This is a genomic window from Bradyrhizobium sp. AZCC 1721 (genome assembly GCF_036924715.1).
Taxonomy (GTDB): domain Bacteria; phylum Pseudomonadota; class Alphaproteobacteria; order Rhizobiales; family Xanthobacteraceae; genus Bradyrhizobium.
Map to the genome: position 1 here is coordinate 2,275,626 of NZ_JAZHSB010000001.1, position 18,442 is coordinate 2,294,067.

Genomic DNA, 18,442 nt, shown 5'->3' on the forward strand with positions numbered 1-18,442 from the left:
AATCCGGCGAAAACGGCCATGCGGAGAGATGTACAATTTCGTGTCCCGGACGCGGTGCAGCGTGAAACGCTGCTCCGCAGAGCTGGGACCCATTGTGCCCGTGAGATGGACCCCGGACGCTGCGCAGCGCTGACGCGCTGCGCAGCGTCCGGGGAACGAGTTGTTGCCGGGATCCTCCCGGTTTTCGGGAATGTCCATCCGGAGTGGCAGTCATTGTCTCATGCCGTGCGACGCCGCAGCTTTGCGAGTAAGCATCACGGCCTCTGGACAAGGAGGGCTTCATGCCGTCGGACAGACGTATGTTCTTGGGCGCGGGCCTCGGCGTCACCGCCGCGCTCGCTTCGCACGCCAGCGGGTTGGCAGCATCGGCACAGGCGGTGTCGGCAGACGGTCCGCATCTGCCTGCCAACATCCGCCTTGAGCCGGAGGTTCGCGCCGCCGCAGCCCATGATTTTGGCCGCCTCATTCACAAGCAACCGCGCGGCGTGCTCAAGCCCGCATCGAGCGCTGACATTGCGGGCCTGATGCGCTGGGCCGGAGGCGCTGATGTCAAGGTGGCGGCGCGCGGGCAGGGCCACTCGATCTTTGGCCGCTCGCTGTCCGAGGACGGCGTCGTGGTCGATATGAGCGCGATGAATGCAATTCGCGAGATCCAGCACGATCGCGTCGTGGTCGATGCCGGAGCGACGTGGAAAGATCTGCTCGACGCGACCCTGGCGCAGGGACTCACGCCGCCAGTGCTGACCAACTATCTCGGTCTATCGGTCGGAGGAACGATCGCGGTGGGCGGCATCGGCGCGACGTCATCCCGGCATGGCATGCAAACTGATAACGTCATCGCGCTGGACGTGGTGACGGGCGATGGCAATGAGCTGAGTTGCTCGGCGGACACTAACGCCGATCTCTTCGACGGCGTCCGCGCCGGCCTGGGCCAATGCGGCATTGTTACGCGGGCAACGCTGCGCCTGGTGCGCGCTCCCGAGCGTATCAGGCGCTTTCAGCTCTTCTACCGCGATTTGTCATCGCTAATGGCGGACCAGCGGCGCGTGCTGACGGAAGGGCGCTTCGACCAGTTGCAGGGGGCCATTCTTCCCGATGGCAGCGGCGGTTGGCGGTACCAGCTCGACGGCGCGATACCCTATAACAGCGGCTCGGCTCCCGATGACAAGGCGGTACTTTCCGGATTGTCGGATGAGCGCGGCGCCGCCGTCATCGCCGACCTGAGTTATCGCGAGGATGCCCTGGCGTTTGGAAAATTCGAAAGTCTGCTGCGCTCCAAAGGCCAGTGGTCCAATCCGCAGCCCTGGTTTTTGACGTTCCTGCGCGGCAGCAACGCCGAACGGGTCGCCGGCGATATTCTGGCTGGCCTGAAGGGCGATGCTGTTGGTCCGTTCGGGCGGATAACTCTCTACCCTTTGCTCACGCGGGCGTTTCATACGCCGCTGGTTCGCCTGCCGAAGGAAGATATGGTCTTCGTCTTCAATCTCATTCGCATCCCCGCATCAAACGATGCGGCGGCGGCGGAACGGATGGTTGCGGCAAATCGTACGCTCTACGATCGCATTCGCGAAGCCGGCGGCGTTCAGTATCCGGTCGGTGCCTTCGCCATGTCGCCTGGCGATTGGGAGGTTCACTTTGGATCAAGCTGGCCGCAGCTTCGCGAAGCCAAGCGGCGCTACGATCCAAAACATCTGCTGGCGCCCGGATATAATGTATTCTGACGTGCGGATTAGTCCCTCATGGTGAGGAGCGCCAACGGGTCGCGCGAATGCGCGCCCGATGACAGGCTCCGCGCGTCTCGAACCATGAGGCCCGGCTGGTGGCCTACATCCTTCGAGACGCCGCTTCGCGGCTCCTCAGGATGAGGGATTGAGAGCTAAAGCAGATCGGTCTTCAGGCTGCTCGCTAGAAAATCCGAGAAACGCCGGACGCGCTCCAGCGGCGCCCGTGTCGGCGGCCAGACCAACTGGATCTGCATTCCCTCGGTTTCGAATTCCGGCAGTACGATCGTGAGCGCGCCCTGCGCGACGAGATCGCTGATCTGCCACAGCGGCAGCCGGGCGAGGCCGGTGCCTTCGCGCGCGGCAGCGCGGATCGAAGCGGCGCTGTTCGAACGAAGGCGGCCGTGCACCCTGATCGACTGCAGCCGGCCGTCGATCCGAAACGGCCATTTGTCGATCACCTCGGCGCCGGCCCGCAAAATGCACGCGTGCCGCTCGAGATCGACTGGATGCTGCGGCCGGCCATGTTCGGCGAAATAGGACGGCGCGCCGACAACGACCACGCGCAGCGTATGCAATCGGCGGGCGATCAGGGATTCGTCGGCGGAATCGCCGATCCGGACGGCAATATCGAGGCCATCAGCAACGAGATCGACCTGCTCGTCGGAGGCGCGAAGCTCGACATCCACGTTGGGATAGAGTTTCAGAAAACGGCTGACGATCGGCGCCACGTAGGATGACGCAAACAGAATGGGCGCACCGATTTTCAACGGCCCCAGAATTTCGCCGCGCAGGTTGGCTGCCTCGGCCCGCGCCTCGATGATTTCTGCAACCGCCGGCTTGATGCGTTCGTAAAATACCCGCCCCGCCTCGGTCGGCTCCGACCGCCGTGTGGTGCGTTTCACGAGCTCGACGCCGAGCGCGCGTTCGAGCGCCATCAGCGACCGATTGAGCGATTGCAACGGGCGCCGAAGATGACGTGAGGCCGCCGCCTGGCTGCCCTTCTCGATGACTGCGAGGAAGGCCTCGAGATCGTCCAACCGTTCCAATTCGATATACCGCGTCTGATATACCGCCCCTTCTGATGCTGCATCGAACATCCAGCGATTGCAAGGTCGACAGGGTCGACTAGGCAAATCACTTCTGATTTTCAGAAATCGTGTCAAGCCCAAAGAATCAGAAAGAATCAAAATATTCCGCTTCACGCGAGAGGCAAATCAGCCGCATATTTCCGCCCGTCTCACCCATTGAGGGGCGCTCGCGATCGTCACGAACGTGCGGTGAGATGCGATGGACGCGGAAGGCGCGCCGGAAGCGTACGGCGAAGTCGTGTGGTTCGGGCGCCGCGGTGCTGGCGTTAAGTCGGCGGGAAGTGTCCCGCTGACGACGAAGGCAAAAGAGCCGTTCTCCGGGAGCACGAAGTAAGCCGTAAAGCCATTGCGCAGGGAAGGCCGGGATGCTCCCGCTGTACCTGTATGCTCGTGTGCGTTTTTCATGCGCAAGCAGCACACGAGACCGCGGGTGCAGCCAGCACCCGGTCTTCCCTGCGCCCTCTGAATGAGAGGGCGGGAAATGAAAAGCAAATCTCGGGCGCGTCGTGCCGCGAGAACGCGGAGTCATATTTTGTATCGCGACTATCTCCATCTCCGTCGTCCCTGCGAACGCAGGGACCCATACGCCCCGGCGGGTGTTGTCTTGGGACGATGATCGACGGCTTTGCTTCAACAATGCAGATCTGTGGTTATGGGTCCCTGCGTTCGCAGGGACGACAGCTACACCGGCAGCGCAATCGAATACTTCACCTGGCTCAGTGCAAAACTCGACTCGATCGAAGCGATGCCGTCGAGCCGCGTCAGCTTGGTCTTCAGGAACGCTTCATAGGAGGAGAGGTCGGCCGCCACGACGCGCAGGAGGTAGTCGCGATTGCCGGTCATCAGATAGCACTCCAGCACTTCGTCCCACTTCGAGATCGCTTTGGCAAAGCGGTTGAGGTCTTCCTCCTTCTGCCGCGCCAGCTTGATCGAGATGAAGACGCTGACATGGAGCCCCAACGATTTCTGGTCGACGGTCGCGATGTAGCGGGTGATGACGCCGCGCTCTTCCAGAAGCTTGACGCGGCGATGGCAGGGCGACACGGACAGGCCGACCTTGTCGGCGAGCTCCTGCATGGTCATGCGGCTGTCGGATTGCAGCAGGGCAAGAATCTTGCGGTCGATGGCGTCGAGGGAGGGCATTGGGATGAACTCAGGGTTTGGAGGCGGATTGTGGGAAACTATCCCAATATCGGGCGGTATGTCGCAGGAAATTGAGAATTTTGGTAGCCCACCGCCCGCTAAAATCGGCGCATACTGAACGCCTCCGGAGCATGGCCATGCCGATCGAGCCCGCACGCCTGGAAATGCTGACCGCGCTGGCGCGCAAGGTTTTGTGGTTGTCGTCATGGACCATCCATCACGCCAATCACGTCAGGCCTAACGTCGATGGTTTGAAGGTCGGTGGACATCAGGCGTCATCCGCCTCGCTCGCCAACATCATGTCGGCGCTGTATTTCTCAGCGCTACGGCCGCAGGACCGCGTCGCGGTGAAGCCGCATGCGAGCCCGGTGTTTCACGCCATCCAATATCTGTTCGGCCACCAGACCCGCGACAAGCTGGAAAATTTCCGCGGCTTCAAGGGCGCGCAATCCTATCCGTCGCGCACCAAGGACGCCGACGACGTCGATTTCTCCACCGGCTCGGTCGGCCTCGGCGTCGCGCAAACCCTGTTCTCCTCGCTGGTGCAGGATTACGTCACTGCCCACGGCTGGATGAAGGTGCGCCCCGAGGGGCGGATGATTGCGCTCGTTGGTGACGCCGAGATGGACGAGGGCAATATTTTCGAGGCGCTGCTCGAGGGCTGGAAGCATGCGCTGCGCAACACCTGGTGGGTGGTCGACTACAACCGCCAGAGCCTCGATGCGGTCGTCCGTGAAGGGCTGTGGTCGAAGTTCGAGACGATGTTTCGCAATTTCGGCTGGGAGGTCGTGATTGTGAAATACGGCCGCCTGATGCAGGCGGCATTCGCCGAACCCGGCGGCGAGGCCTTGCGGCGCTGGATCGACAATTGCCCGAACCAGATGTACGCCGCGCTATGCTTCCAGGGCGGCGCGGCGTTTCGCAAGCACTTGCAGGACGACATCGGCGATCAGGGGCAGGTCTCGCAACTGATCGACCGCCGCAGCGACGACGAATTGCTGGCGCTGATGTCCAATCTCGGCGGACACGACATGGCCAGCATGATCGAGGCGTTTGAATCGATCGATCACGATCGGCCCGTCTGCTTCATCGCCTACACCATCAAGGGCGTCGGCCTGCCAATGCAGGGCCACAAGGACAACCACGCCGGCCTGATGACGGTGGCGCAGATGGAGAAGTGGCGCGCCGCGCAGAACATCCGATCCGGCCATGAATGGGACAAGTTCGAAGGCCTGTCACAGACGCCGGCCGAGCTCGAAGCATTTTTGGCGGCAGCGCCCTTCAACCAGGAAGGCCGCCGCCGGCTGACCGCGCCAGTGATCGAAGTGCCCGAGCGGCTTACTTTCAAGCCGGCGGCGCAGATGTCGACGCAGCAGGGTTTTGGGCTGGTGCTCAATGAGCTCGCGCGCGGTGATACCGAACTGGCCGCGCGCATCGTAACCGCATCGCCTGATGTCACGGTCTCGACCAATCTCGGCGCCTGGGTCAACCGCCGCGGGCTGTTCGCCAAAGCCGAAAACCACGACCTGTTCCGGCAGGAGAAGATCCCGTCCGCCTATAGTTGGGAGTTCTCGCCGAAGGGGCAGCACCTCGAGCTCGGCATCGCCGAGATGAACCTGTTCATCATGCTGTCGGCGCTCGGGCTGTCGCATCAGATTAACGGCGAGCGGCTGCTGCCGGTCGGCACGTTGTACGATCCTTTTATCGAGCGCGGCCTCGATGCGCTGAACTACGCCTGTTACCAGGACGCGCGCTTCATGGTGGTGGCGACGCCATCCGGCATCACGCTGGCGCCGGAAGGCGGCGCGCATCAGTCGATCGCCACGCCCTTGATCGGAATGGCGCAGGACGGGCTGGCTTCGTTCGAGCCGGCGTTCGTCGATGAACTTGCCGTGATCATGGGGTGGGGCTTCCGCCACATGCAGCGCGAAGACGGTGAGGGCGGTTCGGTCTATCTGCGGCTGTCGACCCGCACGGTCGACCAGCCGCAGCGCATCATGACGCCGGCCCTGCAGAGCGACATCACCGCGGGCGCTTACTGGCTGCGCGAACCAGGCGCCAATTGCGATATCGTGATCGCCTATACCGGCGCGGTCGCGCCCGAGGCGATCGAGGCGGTGGGCTTGATCGGCGAAAGCCACCGCGATGTCGGTTTACTGGCGGTAACCTCCGCGGACCGGCTGCATGCGGGTTGGTCCGCCGCGCGGAACTTGCGCCGTGACCGCCGTGGCATCCAGCATCTTAGTCATATCGAAAAGCTGCTGGCGCCGCTGTCGCGCGATGGCGGCCTCGTCACCGTGATCGACGGCCATCCGGCCGCGCTCGGCTGGCTCGGCAGCGTCCGCGGCCACCGCACTGAAGCGCTCGGCGTCGAGCAGTTCGGCCAGACCGGCACGATTGGCGACCTCTACCGCCACTACGGCATCGACGCCAACGCCATCATCGACGCCGCCGAAGGCCTCACGGTAGGTGCGCCGGTGCGGCATCGGAAGATGGCGGTGTAGCCGTCGTCCCTGCGAACGCAGGGACCCATAACCACAGGGAGTGGTTGCGTCAGGAGGTATCTGCCAGCGTGCCCAGAGATAGGCCGCGGCGTATGGGTCCCTGCGTTCGCAGGGACGACGGTGAGGTACGCACCCTGCCACCCTCACACCTCCGTCCTTGTATCCAGCGCCTGCCGCATTGCGGCACCCCGCATATGGCGGGTTCAACTGCCCTGGCTTTCGTGCAAGGATGGCTGCTGAACGCTTCCGTTCCTCCCTCCATTGCTCCGAGATTAAAGAGGTTTCCGATGGTCAATCGCATGCAGTTCTACATCGATGGCGCCTGGGTCGATCCTGTCGTCAAGAAGTCCACACCCGTCGTCAATCCGGCGACCGAAGAAGCGATGTATGAAGTTGCGCTCGGCTCCAAGGCCGACCTCGACAAGGCCGTTGCCGCCGCCAAGCGCGCCTTCGTGACCTATTCGCAGACCAGCCGCGAAGAGCGCATTGCGCTCTTCGAAAAGATCATCGAGATCTACAAGGGCCGCATGAAGGAGATCGGCGCCGCCGTGTCCGACGAGATGGGCGCGCCGCTGCCGATGGCCGAGCGGCTGCAGGCCGGTGCCGGCCTTGGCCACATTGCCTCCACGCTGGAAGTGCTGAAGAACTACCACTTCGAAGAGACGCTCCCTTCTGCTGTCGTGGTGCGCGAGCCTGTCGGCGTCGTCGGCATGATTACGCCGTGGAACTGGCCGCTCAACCAGATCGCCTGCAAGGTCGCGCCCGCGCTCGCCGCCGGCTGCACCATGATCCTCAAGCCGTCGGAATTCACGCCGACCTCGGCCCTGATCTTCGCGGAAATCCTCCATGAAGCGGGCGTGCCGAAGGGCGTGTTCAACCTGCTCAACGGCCTTGGCCCCGAAGTCGGCGCCGCGATGGCCGAGCATCCGGATATCGACATGATCTCGTTCACGGGCTCGACCCGCGCCGGCGTCGACGTCGCCAAGCGCGCTGCGCCCACCGTGAAGCGCGTCAGCCAGGAACTCGGCGGCAAGTCGCCGAACGTCATCCTCGAAGGCGCCGACCTCACCAAGGCCGTCACCGGCGGCGTGATGCACATGTTCAACAACTCCGGACAGTCGTGCAACGCGCCATCGCGGATGATCGTGCCGCTGTCGAAGATGAAGGAAGTCGCCGCCATCGCCAAGGGTGTCGCCGACAAGACCAAGGCAGGTGATCCGCGTGCTGAGGGCACCACCATCGGCCCCGTCGTCAATCGCGGCCAGTGGGACAAGATCCAGGCGCTGATTAAGAAGGGCATCGACGAAGGCGCAACGCTGGTGGCCGGCGGTCCCGGTCTCCCCGAGGGCGTCAACAAGGGCTTCTATGTCCGCCCGACCATCTTCGCCGACGTCACCAACGAGATGACGATTGCGCGCGAGGAAATCTTCGGACCGGTGCTGACGATCATCGGCGCCAAGGATGAAGCCGATGCGGTGCGCATCGCCAACGACACGCCCTATGGTCTCGCCGGTTATGTCACGGGCGATACGGTGGAAAGCGCGCGTCGCGTCGCCCGCCAGATCCGCGCCGGCAACGTCAACCTGCAGGGCGTGCCGAACGACCGCACCGCGCCGTTCGGCGGCTACAAGCAGTCCGGCAACGGCCGCGAATGGGGCAAGTACGGCCTCGAAGAATATCTCGAGGTCAAGGCGGTCGCCGGCTACAACGCGGCGTAAATTGATGCGGCGCTCGCGCCGATCGTGAAAGATGCCGGCTGCGGAACCGCGGTCGGCATTTTTTTGACCAGAATCATCGTCAGGCTGAAGCCAACGTCAATGCGCGCCGATACTGCGACGATCTAACAAGAAAAGTGTGGAGGATGCCCGTGAAGAAAATTGCCGTTGCGCTCGTCGCGCTGATGCCGCTGACTGTCGCCGCGGAGGCGCAGACGCCGAAGGACCTGATCGCGGCCCTCAAGGTAAGGTGGAACACGCCGACCGAGCCGTTCAAGATGATCGGCAACGTCTATTATGTCGGAACCGACGGCCTGGCCTCCTATCTGATCACATCGCCGCAGGGCCATATCCTGATCGATACGGTAATGCCGGAATCAACGACGCAGATCAAAGCGAACATCGAGAAACTCGGATTCAAGATCACCGACGTCAAATATCTGCTCAATACTCACGCGCACATCGATCACACCGGCGGCCTCGCCGAAATGAAGCAGGCCAGCGGCGGCCAGATGGTCGCCGGCGAAGCTGACAAGCCGCTGCTTGAAGGCGGCTACTATCCGGGCGCGCAGGAAGATGCCGCACTGGCGTTCCCGCCCGTGAAGGTCGATCGCACGGTTCGCGAAGGCGACACGGTCACCGTAGGTGACGTCACGTTGACCGCCCGCGAAACCCCCGGCCATTCGCCGGGCTGCACGAGTTGGTCGTTCTCGGTGAAGGACGGTGACGCCACGCGCTCGGTCCTCATCTTCTGTAGCGGCACGGTGGCGCTGAACCGCCTCGCCGGCAACCCGACCTATTCCGGAATCGTTACCGATTACCGGAAGACGTTCGTGCGGGCAAAAGACATCAAGCCGGACGTGCTGCTCGCGCCGCATCCGGAAATGTACAAGATGGCGGAGAAGCGCGCCAAGCTCGCTGAAGGTGGACCCAATCCGTTCGTCAGCCCCGGCGAGTTCAACGCCTATGCGGCGACGCTGGAGAAGGCGTTTGAAGACGCGCTTGCCAAGCAAACCGCCGCCGCGCAGGAAAAGAAGGGGTGAACGGGCGAGTTCTAACTTCCCGTCGTCCCGGACAAGCGAGCATCGCGAGCGCCGATCCGGGACCCATAACCACAGGAAGTCGTTTTGCGAAGGCTGGTGCTCCAGCCTGCTCCAACAACTCGATCCTGTGGTTATGGATCCCGGCTTTCGCCGGGACGACAGCGGTGTGCGCGGAAACCTATCCGCCCGGCGCGCCCTGCGTGTTCACATAGAGCGCGTAGATCGACTGGCTTGCGGCCATGAACAGTCGGTTGCGCTTGACCCCGCCGAAGCAGAGGTTGGCGCAGCGTTCGGGCAGTGCGATGCGGCCGATCATGACGCCGTCGGGAGCGAACACGACCACGCCGTCGAGTTCGGGATCGCCCATGCCCCAGCCGCACCACAGATTGCCGTCGATGTCTATTCGGAAGCCGTCCGGCGTGCCTGGTCCCGCATCGACAAACACGCGCTTGTTGGACAGCTTGTCACCGGAAGGCGAGACGTCATAAGCGAGGATCTTGCGGTTGGGTGCGCCGCGGGACTCGATGATATAGAGGATTTTTTCGTCCGGCGAGAAAGCGAGCCCGTTCGGTCCCAGCACGCCCTCGGCGACGATGGTGGCCTTGCCGGTCGCGATATCCAGCCGATAGACATTGGCGTCGATCTCGGGTTCGGCCTTGTAGCCCTCATAGTTGCCGAGGAGGCCGAACACCGGATCAGTGAACCAGATCGAGCCGTCGGACTTCACCACGACGTCGTTCGGAGAGTTCAGCCGCTTACCGTCGAAGGAATCGATCAGCACCGTGATCGAACCGTCATATTCGGTGCGCGTCACCCGCCGCCCGCCGTGCTCGCAGGTGACCAGGCGTCCCTGCCGATCGCGGGTGTTGCCGTTGGCGAAATTCGACGGCTTGCGGAAGATGCTGACCGCGCCGGTCTCCTCCTCCCACTTGATGATGCGCTGGTTCGGAATGTCGCTGCACAACAGATACCGCCCGTCGCCGAACCACACCGGCCCTTCGGCCCAGCGCAACCCTGTGGTCAGCCGCTCCACCGCCGACAGCTTGAGCCAGTATTTTTCGAACCGCGGATCGAGCGCACGGATGGCCGGATCGGGATAAGAGGTGGCCGGGCGCCAGCCGGCTGAATGCGATGCTGCATCGGACATTTGCTGTTCTCGTTGGTGCGTTCCCAGAGCGTTTGGGTTAGCTATCATTACCTGCTAATGACCGCAAATCGATCGCGAGACTAAGAGGAAACAAATGCCACGCATATTGATGACCGGCGCGGCCGGGGGGATCGGCACATCCTTGCGCAAGCTGTTGCCGCCGATCTATCCGGACCTGTTGCTGAGCGACTTGAAGCCACCGGCTGATCTCGGCAAGGACGAGAAGTTCAAGGCGGCCGATCTCGCCGACATGGCGCAGGTTGAGGCGATCTGTGAAGGCATCGACGGCATCCTGCATTTCGGCGGCTACTCGGTGGAAGGTCCGTGGGACTCGATCCTGCAATCCAACATTATCGGCGGCTACAATCTGTTCGAAGCGGCGCGGAAAAAAGGCGTCAAGCGCGTGGTGTTCGCCTCGTCGAACCACGCGGTCGGCTTCTATCCGCGCCATCACCGGATCGGCACCGACGTAACCGCACGGCCCGACAGCCGCTACGGCGTCAGCAAGGTGTTCGGCGAGGCCGTGGGCGCGCTCTATGCCGACAAGCACGGGCTTGGCGTCACTTGTATCCGGATCGGAAATTTCGGCGAGATGCCACTCGACCACCGCCGCCTGTCAATCTGGCTGAAGCCGGAGGACCTGGTGCAGCTCTGCCGCATCGGGCTCGACCACCCCGACATTCACTTCGAAATCTTCTACGGCGCCTCCTACAACGAGCGCGCCTGGTGGGACAACCATCGCGCCTACGAGCTCGGCTATCGGCCGACCGGCCGGGCTGAGGATTTCCGCGAGCACGCGATGGCCGAGCAGGCCAAGTTAAAAGCGGATCCGGTCGGCGATTACTACCAGGGCGGCACGTTCTGCAGCATGGAGTTCGACGGCGACGAGAGCCGGATCGTGGATTGGAGCAAGCGCTAGCGCTTGCCCTCATCCTCGGCGATCCGCCCGAGATAATCCGACTTGCTGAACTGCATATGATCGACGCAGAGCTGCGCCAGCGCCCAGCTATCGCGGCCCTTCAAGAGTTCAATCATGAGTTCATGCTGCCGACGCGATAGTGCCAGTCCCTCCCTGTCGGCGAGATTCTTGGCGCGCATCGGCAGCGTCAGGTTCATGTAATCCTGCAGCGAGCGCACCAGATAGGGGTTGCCGCAGGCGGAGAACAGCGCGACGTGAAACGCGTCGTTAGCCTCATGAATGCCGCGCAAATCCTGCGCGTCGGCCCTGGCGCAATATTGCCGCTGCAGCTCGTTCAACTGCTCGATCAGGCTGGCCGGGGCGGGCAGCGCAATCATCAGCGCCGCCTGCCGCGTCAGCATTTCCCGGACCTCGTAGATCTGGCGCATCTCCGCGGCCGAATAGAAACGCACCGTGGCGCCGATGTTTTTTTCGCGCCGCACGATGCCTTGGCGTTCGAGTTGGAATAGCGCCTGGCGGACGAAATGCCGGCTGGCGCCGTAGCGCTGCATCAGCGTGTCCTCGACCAGCCGCGAGCCCGGCGCAAAGCGGCCGAAGATGATGTCCTCTTCCAGCCGGCGGATGACTTCCGCCTGTTCCTCCTCGCGCGTCGGCGCGGAAGTTTCCGTCAATGATTCCTGCGGCTTCATCGCAAGGCCTCCCAGCCCGACGGCCGATAGCAATCCTCGACGCGGGCCTGATCTGATATGCTCGCCCAGGCAATGAGATGATGGCGGCTCACCATGCCGGCGCCGACGATGCCAATGCGCAACGGTTGGTTCATGAGCGCGTTTCCAGTTTGGACGGAAAGTCAGCACGCAAGCACATTATTGTCAATAATGCCGCAGTATGTTTGGCGATAGACCCCGCTCACGGCACCAAATGATCAAACATTGACAATAATCTGCCGGGCTCCTTAAGTGCCCATCCACGACGACAGGAAGAAAAAATGGCCGACGGACTTCGCAAGGGACTGACGAGTTATGGCGATGCTGGCTTCTCGCTATTCCTGCGCAAGGCCTTCATCAAGGCCATGGGCTACTCGGATGATGCGCTGAACAGGCCGATCGTCGGCATCACCAATACTTACAGCGACTACAATCCCTGTCACGGCAACGTTCCGCAGATCATCGAAGCGGTGAAGCGCGGCGTGATGCTGTCGGGCGCGATGCCGATGGTGTTCCCGACGATTTCGATCGCCGAGAGCTTTGCCTATCCGACCTCGATGTACCTGCGCAATCTGATGGCGATGGACACCGAGGAGATGATCCGCGCGCAGCCGATGGACGCCGTGGTCGTGATCGGGGGATGCGACAAGACATTACCAGCGCAGATCATGGCCGCAGTCTCAGCCGATCTGCCGACCGTCGTCATTCCGGTGGGCCCGATGGTGGTCGGGCATCATAGGGGCGAGGTGCTCGGTGCCTGTACCGATTGCCGCCGACTCTGGGCAAAATATCGCGCGGGCGAAATCGATGACAACGAGATCGAAGCCGTCAACGGCCGGCTGGCGCCGTCGGTCGGCACCTGCATGGTGATGGGCACCGCCAGCACCATGGCGTGCATCACCGAGGCACTCGGGCTATCGCTGCCGATGAGTGCGACGATCCCGGCGCCGCATGCCGAACGTTTTCGTTCGGCCGAGGCCAGCGGCAGGGTGGCGGCTGAAATGGCGAAGGCCAAGGGACCGAGGCCGAGCGAGATTCTGACGCCGGCATCGTTCCGCAACGCGCAGGTCGTGATGCAGGCGATCGGGGGCTCGACCAATGGCCTGATCCATCTCACCGCGATCGCCCATCGCTCGCCGCACAAGATCGACCTCGAAACATTCGACAGGCTCGGCCGCGAGGTGCCGGTGCTCGTCGATCTGAAACCATCGGGCGAGCATTACATGGAGCATTTCCATCATGCCGGCGGCGTGCCGAAGTTGATGGCGCAACTTGGCGATCTCATCGATCTCGACGCCAAGACCATCACCGGCCAAACGCTGCGCGACGTTGTCGCTTGCGCGGAAGATGTTCCGGGACAAGACGCCATCCGTCCGCGCGACAATCCGATCAAGGCCGAAGGCGCAATGGCGGTACTGCATGGCAACCTCGCGCCGCGTGGCGCCGTCATCAAGCAATCGGCGGCGAGCCCAAAACTGCTGCAGCACACCGGGCGCGCCGTGGTATTCGAATCGGTCGAAGACATGACGCTGCGGGTCGACGATCCCGATCTCGACGTCAACGCCGACGACGTGCTGGTGCTGCGCAACGCCGGCCCCAAAGGCGCGCCGGGCATGCCGGAAGCGGGCTATCTGCCGATCCCGAAGAAGCTTGCGCGTGGCGGCACCAAGGACATGGTGCGGATATCGGACGCGCGGATGAGCGGAACGGCGTTCGGCACCATCGTGCTGCACATCACGCCGGAGTCGGCCGTGGGCGGGCCGCTGGCGCTGGTCAAGAATGGCGACATGATCCGGCTCGACGTCGCCAAGCGTAGCATCGACCTGCTCGTCGACGAGGCGGAGCTGGAAAAGCGGCGCGCGGCGCTGGCACCGGCCGTGACGCCCGATTGGGCCAAGCGCGGCTACGCGCATCTGTTCAACGAGACGATCCTGCAGGCCGACGAGGGCTGCGATTTCGATTTCATGCGCGGAAAGGGGAAGGACTAGCTTGTCGAACTAAGCCGTCGTCCCTGCGAACGCAGGGACCCATACGCGTTGCTCTCGCGGTTAGAACAAGACGGCTGACGCCTTCGAAAACAACGAACGCTTGTGGTTATGGGTCCCTGCGTTCGCAGGGACGACAGCTAGTTTACTTGCTCGGCGCTCTCATTTCGATTTGCTGGTGAACTTCTTCACGGCAACACGGAACTCATCGGTTTGCATGGCGTCGATGATCTTCGCCTCCTCGGCATCGAGCTGCTGCTTCGTCGGGGTGACCGCGGCCTGATAGACTAGCGACTTGGTGCCGCTGATCGCCGCTGGCGGGTTCTGTGCTAGCCGCTCGGCGAATTTGCGCGTCTCAGCCTTCAACTCTGCCGCCGGAACGACGCGGGCGACCAGGCCCCACTCATAGGCCTGCTGCGCGGTAAAACTGTCTTCGGCCAGAAAGATCTGCAGCGCGCGGCGGGTGCCGACGGTGCCGACCATGCCGACCGTGCTGCCGCCATCCGGCGAGACGCCAATCTTGGCATAGGCCGGCGTGAAACGGGCGTCATCGGCTGCGATGCAGAGGTCGGTGACGAATGCCAAGCCCATGCCGGCGCCGGCGGCGGAACCGTGGACGCTGGAGAGAACGATCTTGGGCATCCGCCGCATCGTCTCGATAAAGGCGTGGTAGTGCTTCAACAGTTCCCCGACCACGGGCGCGATTGTATCGTTGGCGGCGGCGGCGCCGATGGTCTGCAGGTCGCCGCCGGCCGAGAAGGCGCGGCCTTCGCCCTCGATCACCAGCACCCTTACGTCGTCGTTGCCTTCGACCTCCGCGCCGAGTTGCTCGAGCTTTTGCGCGATCGACAGATTGATCGAGTTGAAAGCGGCGGGGCGATTGAGCGTGATCGTGGCAATCGGGCCCTCGATCCTGAGCAGGGCAGGGGCGGCGGTATCATCGGAAGTCGACATGGCAAGGCCTCCGGGGCGCGCGGATGGGCCGGGCATTTAAATAGAGAAGGCAACCTGTGACAATCCCCGGCCAGGCCCGCAAAATGCGGCAAAGGCCGCCCTCAAGGCCGCCACCGCCCTTGCGTCTGTTCGTATCATGAGGTCAGATAGCGCCCGTCATCGTTCGGGACGGACACGAGCGCCGCTCCCAAGGGACGAGGCAGGCAAGCCAAAATCACTGGAGAGGAAACGACATGGGTCATTCCCGTGCGCTCGAACGTAGGATGTCCCTATGACGGCAGGAGCGGTTGTCATCATCGGCGCGGGCCACGCCGGCTATCAGCTTGCGGCCTCGCTGCGCCAGCACGGCTTTTCGGAACGCATCGTGTTGTTGAACGATGAAGGCCATCTGCCCTACCAGCGGCCGCCGCTGTCCAAGGCCTACCTGAAAGGAACCGGCGGGCCCGACAGCCTGATGTTCCGGCCGGAAAAATTCTATCCCGACCAGAAGATCGACCTGATCTACGATCGCGCGGTGTCCATCGACCGCGCCGCCCGCAAGGTGGCGCTCGCCTCCGGCGCTTCGCTCGATTACGGCCATCTGGTGCTGGCGACCGGCGCGCGCAACCGCCTGCTCGACATTCCCAACGCCAATCTCGACAGCGTGCGTTACTTGCGCACGCTCGACGAAAGCCAGTCGCTGCGCGACTACATCACCGAAGGCCAGCGCGTCGTCGTCATCGGCGCCGGATTTATCGGGCTGGAGTTCGCAGCGACGGCCCGGGCCAAGGGCCTCGAAGTCGACGTCGTCGAACTCGCCACGCGCGTGATGGCGCGCGCGGTGACGGCAGAGATTTCGGAATTCTTCCAGGCGCGCCATACCGCGGCGGGCATTCGTATTCATCTGGGCGTGCAAGTCACCAGCATCGAGAGCGACGGCCACAAGGTCACGGGCGTCAGCCTCAGCGATGGCCGGCACTTGAAAGCCGACCTGATTGTGGTCGGCGTTGGCGTGTTGCCGAATGTGGAACTGGCGGCGGACGCCGGCCTTCCGGTCGCGTCGGGCATCATCGTCGATGAGCACCTGCTGACCGCCGATCCCAATATCTCGGCGATCGGCGACTGCGCGCTGTTTGCGAGCCCGCGTTTCGGCGGCTCACTGCGGCTGGAGTCGGTGCAAAACGCTACCGACCACGCGCGCTGCGTCGCGGCCCGGCTGACCGGCGATGCCAAGCCGTATGACGGCCTGCCCTGGTTCTGGAGCGATCAGGGGCCCGACAAGCTCCAGATTGCGGGACTAACCACCGGCTACGACCGCGTGGTGGTCCGCGGCGATCAAGCCAAAGCGGCATTCTCTGCTTTTTGCTACAGGGGCGGGCAACTCGTCGGCATCGAATCCGTCAATCGCGCGGGCGATCACATGTTCGGACGGCGCTTGCTTGCCGCCCATGGCTCGATCACGCCCGAGCAGGCTGCCGACGCGAGCTTCGACCTGAAGAGCGCGTTGACTTAGCCCACCCTGCGAAGTCAGGCTACGAGCGCAAAACCGCCGCCACCTCCGCCGCCGTCGGCATCGACGGCGCGGCGCCCATTCGCTGCACGCAGATCGATGCGGCGGCATTGGCGTATTCGAGCGCGTCGTGGATTGCCTCGCCGTTGGCAAGCTGCGCGGCGAGGGCGCCGACGAAGCAATCGCCGGCGCCGGTGGTGTCCACGGCCTTTACGGCCCGTCCCGCAGTCAGCGAGGGCTCGCCGCCGACAAGCGCGAGCACGCCGCGTTTGCCGAGTGTAACGCAGAGGATTTTCTCGGAGCCCGTCGGCAGGCGCCGCGCCGCTTCGACGAATCGGGAAGGGTCGTCGGTGTCGTGAAGCTCGGTCTGCGCGAGAAGCCCGAGCTCGGTTTCGTTGAGAACAAGGATATCGACGAGATCAAGCAGCTCGTGGCTGCAGGCGGTCGCCGGCGCCGGATTGAGGATGGTGGTCGCGCCGGCCGCGCGTGCCCGTTTGAAGAAGGCGATGATCGTGGCTTGCGGAATTTCGAACTGACTCACGGCAACGTCGCCTTTGGCAAGCACGGGGGCTGTGACATCCCCGGCGCTGACCAGCGCGTTGGCGCCGGGTACGACGACGATGGTGTTGTCGGCGTCGGCGATGGTGATCACGGCCGTTCCGGTATGGACGTCCGCGGTGTCCTTGACCAGGGCGAGGTCGACGCCTTGGGTGGTGAGAAACTGCCGCAATTGCTGGCCGAACGCATCGGCGCCCAGCCGGCCGATCAGCGTTGACGGTGCGCCGAGTTTTGCGGCGGCCACGGCCTGGTTGGCGCCCTTGCCGCCTGGAAAATAATGCACCGCTTGGCCTGCGACGGTTTCGCCGACCTTCGGATGGCGGTCGGCCGTCGCCACCACATCCATGTTGATGCTGCCGGCGACGAACACGCGCCCCATGCGTACTGACCCTCGTTCGCTTGCTCAGGCGTTGACCTGAAACTCCCGCGTGATCGCCTCGATGTCGGCGAGCGTCGGCAGGCCGGCCTCGTTGCCGAGACGCTGGACCTTGAAGGTCGAGGCGGCGCGCGCAAGCTCGAAATGCTCCTGCCAGCTTTTAGCGGGATTGGCGAGATAGGAATAGACATAGGCGCCGTGGAAGACGTCGCCCGCGCCGTTGGTATCGATAACGCGTTCGGGTGTGACCGGAAGCGCGGGAAGGCGGCGGACGGCGCCGGTCTCGTCATACCAGAGCAGGCCCTTCTCGCCCATGGTGACGCCGCCGATCCGGCATCCGCGGCTCTTCAGATAATCCAGCATGGCCTCCGGCGTCTTGTCCATCTGTTCGCACAGCCGTTCGGCCACGATCGCGACGTCGATGAACTCCAGCAGCTCATGGGTGTTGGTGCGCAGGCCGCCGCCGTCGAGCGATGTCAGAATGCCGTCCTCGCGGCAGAGTTTGGCATAATGGATTGCAGCGTCCGGCTGATGGCCGTCGACATGCAGCGCGCGGCAGCCCTTCAAGTTCAGCATCGGGAAGGGATGAATGTGCTCGTCGTCGCGGCAGCGTACGATGGCGCGTTTGCCGTCTTTCGGCATGATGAACGACAGCGACGAGGAGTTGACCTTGCGCGGATGGATCGAGATTCCGTATTTCGCGGCCATGTCCTGAAACATGCGCCCGAGCCAGTCGTTGGCCATGGTCGCAATCAGGTCCGGCACGATCCCGAGCTTGGCGCAGCAGAACGCCGCCGTCACGGCGTTGCCGCCAAACGATACCGCGTAGGCCGAGGCCACATGTTTTTCGTCGCCGGTCGGCATGTGGTCGGTGATGAAGGTAACGTCGATATAGGTCTGTCCGATGAAGAGGGCCTGCATGCGTTTTCCGTCATGTCCTGCAGAGTGTTGGGCGAAGATGGTCCCGGCGCGGCGCACACACATTAGCACTGGTTATCGGATGCATTCGCTGAAATTATTCGCAACCGTGCCGTCTTTGCTGCTTGAGATCGGAGTATAGAGGAGACTGCGACCGTCCTTAAGGGGGGCT

15 protein-coding genes are annotated in these 18,442 nt (G+C 63.2%); 7 read left to right on the forward strand and 8 right to left on the reverse strand.

Annotated elements, in window-relative coordinates; translation table 11 throughout:
• The first annotated feature begins 281 nt into the window (after positions 1–281).
• Positions 282–1,721 (forward strand): FAD-binding protein, encoded by a 1,440-nt coding sequence (locus V1273_RS10875; protein WP_334409585.1) that lies wholly within the window; start codon positions 282–284, stop codon positions 1,719–1,721.
• Between the two features lie 155 nt (positions 1,722–1,876).
• Here the strand turns inward: V1273_RS10875 and V1273_RS10880 are convergent, their stop codons facing one another.
• Together V1273_RS10880 and V1273_RS10885 are read right to left on the reverse strand one after the other, a co-directional pair.
• The gene (locus V1273_RS10880; protein WP_334409586.1) at positions 1,877–2,761 is read right to left on the reverse strand and encodes a LysR family transcriptional regulator; all 885 of its coding nucleotides are present in this window, start codon (positions 2,759–2,761) and stop codon (positions 1,877–1,879) included.
• 732 nt (positions 2,762–3,493) lie between these two features.
• Complete coding sequence (locus tag V1273_RS10885) at positions 3,494–3,955, reverse strand: Lrp/AsnC family transcriptional regulator (RefSeq protein WP_057844495.1); 462 nt, start codon at positions 3,953–3,955, stop codon at positions 3,494–3,496.
• Between the two features lie 137 nt (positions 3,956–4,092).
• On the opposite strand from V1273_RS10885, the gene V1273_RS10890 reads away from it, so the two are divergent.
• From V1273_RS10890 to bla, 3 genes are all read left to right on the forward strand, one after another.
• A complete protein-coding gene (locus V1273_RS10890; RefSeq protein ID WP_334409587.1) occupies positions 4,093–6,459 on the forward strand; it encodes a transketolase in 2,367 nt (788 codons plus the stop codon).
• A gap of 287 nt (positions 6,460–6,746) precedes the next feature.
• Positions 6,747–8,177, forward strand: a complete 1,431-nt coding sequence (locus V1273_RS10895; RefSeq protein WP_334367692.1) for an aldehyde dehydrogenase family protein — start codon at positions 6,747–6,749, stop codon at positions 8,175–8,177.
• Positions 8,178–8,326: 149 nt separating this feature from the next.
• Entirely contained in the window at positions 8,327–9,217 is an 891-nt protein-coding gene (gene bla, locus V1273_RS10900; protein WP_334409588.1) for a subclass B3 metallo-beta-lactamase, read from the forward strand.
• Positions 9,218–9,395: 178 nt separating this feature from the next.
• Here the strand turns inward: bla and V1273_RS10905 are convergent, their stop codons facing one another.
• Entirely contained in the window at positions 9,396–10,364 is a 969-nt protein-coding gene (locus tag V1273_RS10905) for an SMP-30/gluconolactonase/LRE family protein (protein ID WP_334409589.1), read from the reverse strand.
• Between the two features lie 94 nt (positions 10,365–10,458).
• Between V1273_RS10905 and V1273_RS10910 the strand changes: the two genes are divergently transcribed.
• On the forward strand, positions 10,459–11,283 hold the full coding sequence (locus tag V1273_RS10910; protein ID WP_334409590.1) for an NAD-dependent epimerase/dehydratase family protein: 825 nt from the start codon (positions 10,459–10,461) through the stop codon (positions 11,281–11,283).
• On the opposite strand, the gene V1273_RS10915 is transcribed toward V1273_RS10910, so the two are convergent.
• Positions 11,280–11,972, reverse strand: coding sequence for a GntR family transcriptional regulator (locus V1273_RS10915; RefSeq protein ID WP_334409591.1), 693 nt, complete (start codon positions 11,970–11,972; stop codon positions 11,280–11,282). The two genes, V1273_RS10910 and V1273_RS10915, sit on opposite strands and share 4 nt — an antisense overlap.
• The gene (locus tag V1273_RS10920) at positions 11,969–12,106 is read right to left on the reverse strand and encodes a hypothetical protein (RefSeq protein ID WP_334367695.1); all 138 of its coding nucleotides are present in this window, start codon (positions 12,104–12,106) and stop codon (positions 11,969–11,971) included. Before V1273_RS10920 ends, V1273_RS10915 begins: the two co-directional genes overlap by 4 nt.
• A 165-nt stretch (positions 12,107–12,271) precedes the next feature.
• Between V1273_RS10920 and V1273_RS10925 the strand changes: the two genes are divergently transcribed.
• Complete coding sequence (locus tag V1273_RS10925; RefSeq protein ID WP_334409592.1) at positions 12,272–13,978, forward strand: IlvD/Edd family dehydratase; 1,707 nt, start codon at positions 12,272–12,274, stop codon at positions 13,976–13,978.
• 159 nt (positions 13,979–14,137) lie between these two features.
• Here the strand turns inward: V1273_RS10925 and V1273_RS10930 are convergent, their stop codons facing one another.
• The gene (locus tag V1273_RS10930; protein ID WP_334409594.1) at positions 14,138–14,929 is read right to left on the reverse strand and encodes an enoyl-CoA hydratase/isomerase family protein; all 792 of its coding nucleotides are present in this window, start codon (positions 14,927–14,929) and stop codon (positions 14,138–14,140) included.
• A gap of 271 nt (positions 14,930–15,200) precedes the next feature.
• On the opposite strand from V1273_RS10930, the gene V1273_RS10935 reads away from it, so the two are divergent.
• Positions 15,201–16,421: an NAD(P)/FAD-dependent oxidoreductase gene (locus V1273_RS10935; protein ID WP_334409595.1), complete on the forward strand. Its 1,221-nt coding sequence runs from the start codon at positions 15,201–15,203 to the stop codon at positions 16,419–16,421.
• A 19-nt stretch (positions 16,422–16,440) separates the two neighbouring features.
• Here V1273_RS10935 and rbsK read toward each other — a convergent pair whose 3' ends face one another.
• Both rbsK and V1273_RS10945 read right to left on the reverse strand, forming a co-directional pair.
• Complete coding sequence (gene rbsK, locus V1273_RS10940) at positions 16,441–17,355, reverse strand: ribokinase (protein WP_334409596.1); 915 nt, start codon at positions 17,353–17,355, stop codon at positions 16,441–16,443.
• A gap of 24 nt (positions 17,356–17,379) precedes the next feature.
• Positions 17,380–18,273 (reverse strand): sugar kinase, encoded by an 894-nt coding sequence (locus V1273_RS10945; RefSeq protein WP_334367700.1) that lies wholly within the window; start codon positions 18,271–18,273, stop codon positions 17,380–17,382.
• Positions 18,274–18,442: the final 169 nt, after the last annotated feature.

Coding starts and splice junctions, on each gene's coding strand:
- V1273_RS10920 (WP_334367695.1), bottom strand. CDS start 12,106: ATGAACCAACCGTTGCGCATTGGCATCGTCGGCGCCGGCATGGTGAGC.
- V1273_RS10930 (WP_334409594.1), bottom strand. CDS start 14,929: ATGTCGACTTCCGATGATACCGCCGCCCCTGCCCTGCTCAGGATCGAG.
- rbsK (WP_334409596.1), bottom strand. CDS start 17,355: ATGGGGCGCGTGTTCGTCGCCGGCAGCATCAACATGGATGTGGTGGCG.
- V1273_RS10935 (WP_334409595.1), top strand. CDS start 15,201: ATGACGGCAGGAGCGGTTGTCATCATCGGCGCGGGCCACGCCGGCTAT.
- V1273_RS10875 (WP_334409585.1), top strand. CDS start 282: ATGCCGTCGGACAGACGTATGTTCTTGGGCGCGGGCCTCGGCGTCACC.
- V1273_RS10905 (WP_334409589.1), bottom strand. CDS start 10,364: ATGTCCGATGCAGCATCGCATTCAGCCGGCTGGCGCCCGGCCACCTCT.
- V1273_RS10915 (WP_334409591.1), bottom strand. CDS start 11,972: ATGAAGCCGCAGGAATCATTGACGGAAACTTCCGCGCCGACGCGCGAG.
- V1273_RS10885 (WP_057844495.1), bottom strand. CDS start 3,955: ATGCCCTCCCTCGACGCCATCGACCGCAAGATTCTTGCCCTGCTGCAA.
- V1273_RS10910 (WP_334409590.1), top strand. CDS start 10,459: ATGCCACGCATATTGATGACCGGCGCGGCCGGGGGGATCGGCACATCC.
- V1273_RS10895 (WP_334367692.1), top strand. CDS start 6,747: ATGGTCAATCGCATGCAGTTCTACATCGATGGCGCCTGGGTCGATCCT.
- V1273_RS10945 (WP_334367700.1), bottom strand. CDS start 18,273: ATGCAGGCCCTCTTCATCGGACAGACCTATATCGACGTTACCTTCATC.
- V1273_RS10925 (WP_334409592.1), top strand. CDS start 12,272: ATGGCCGACGGACTTCGCAAGGGACTGACGAGTTATGGCGATGCTGGC.
- V1273_RS10890 (WP_334409587.1), top strand. CDS start 4,093: ATGCCGATCGAGCCCGCACGCCTGGAAATGCTGACCGCGCTGGCGCGC.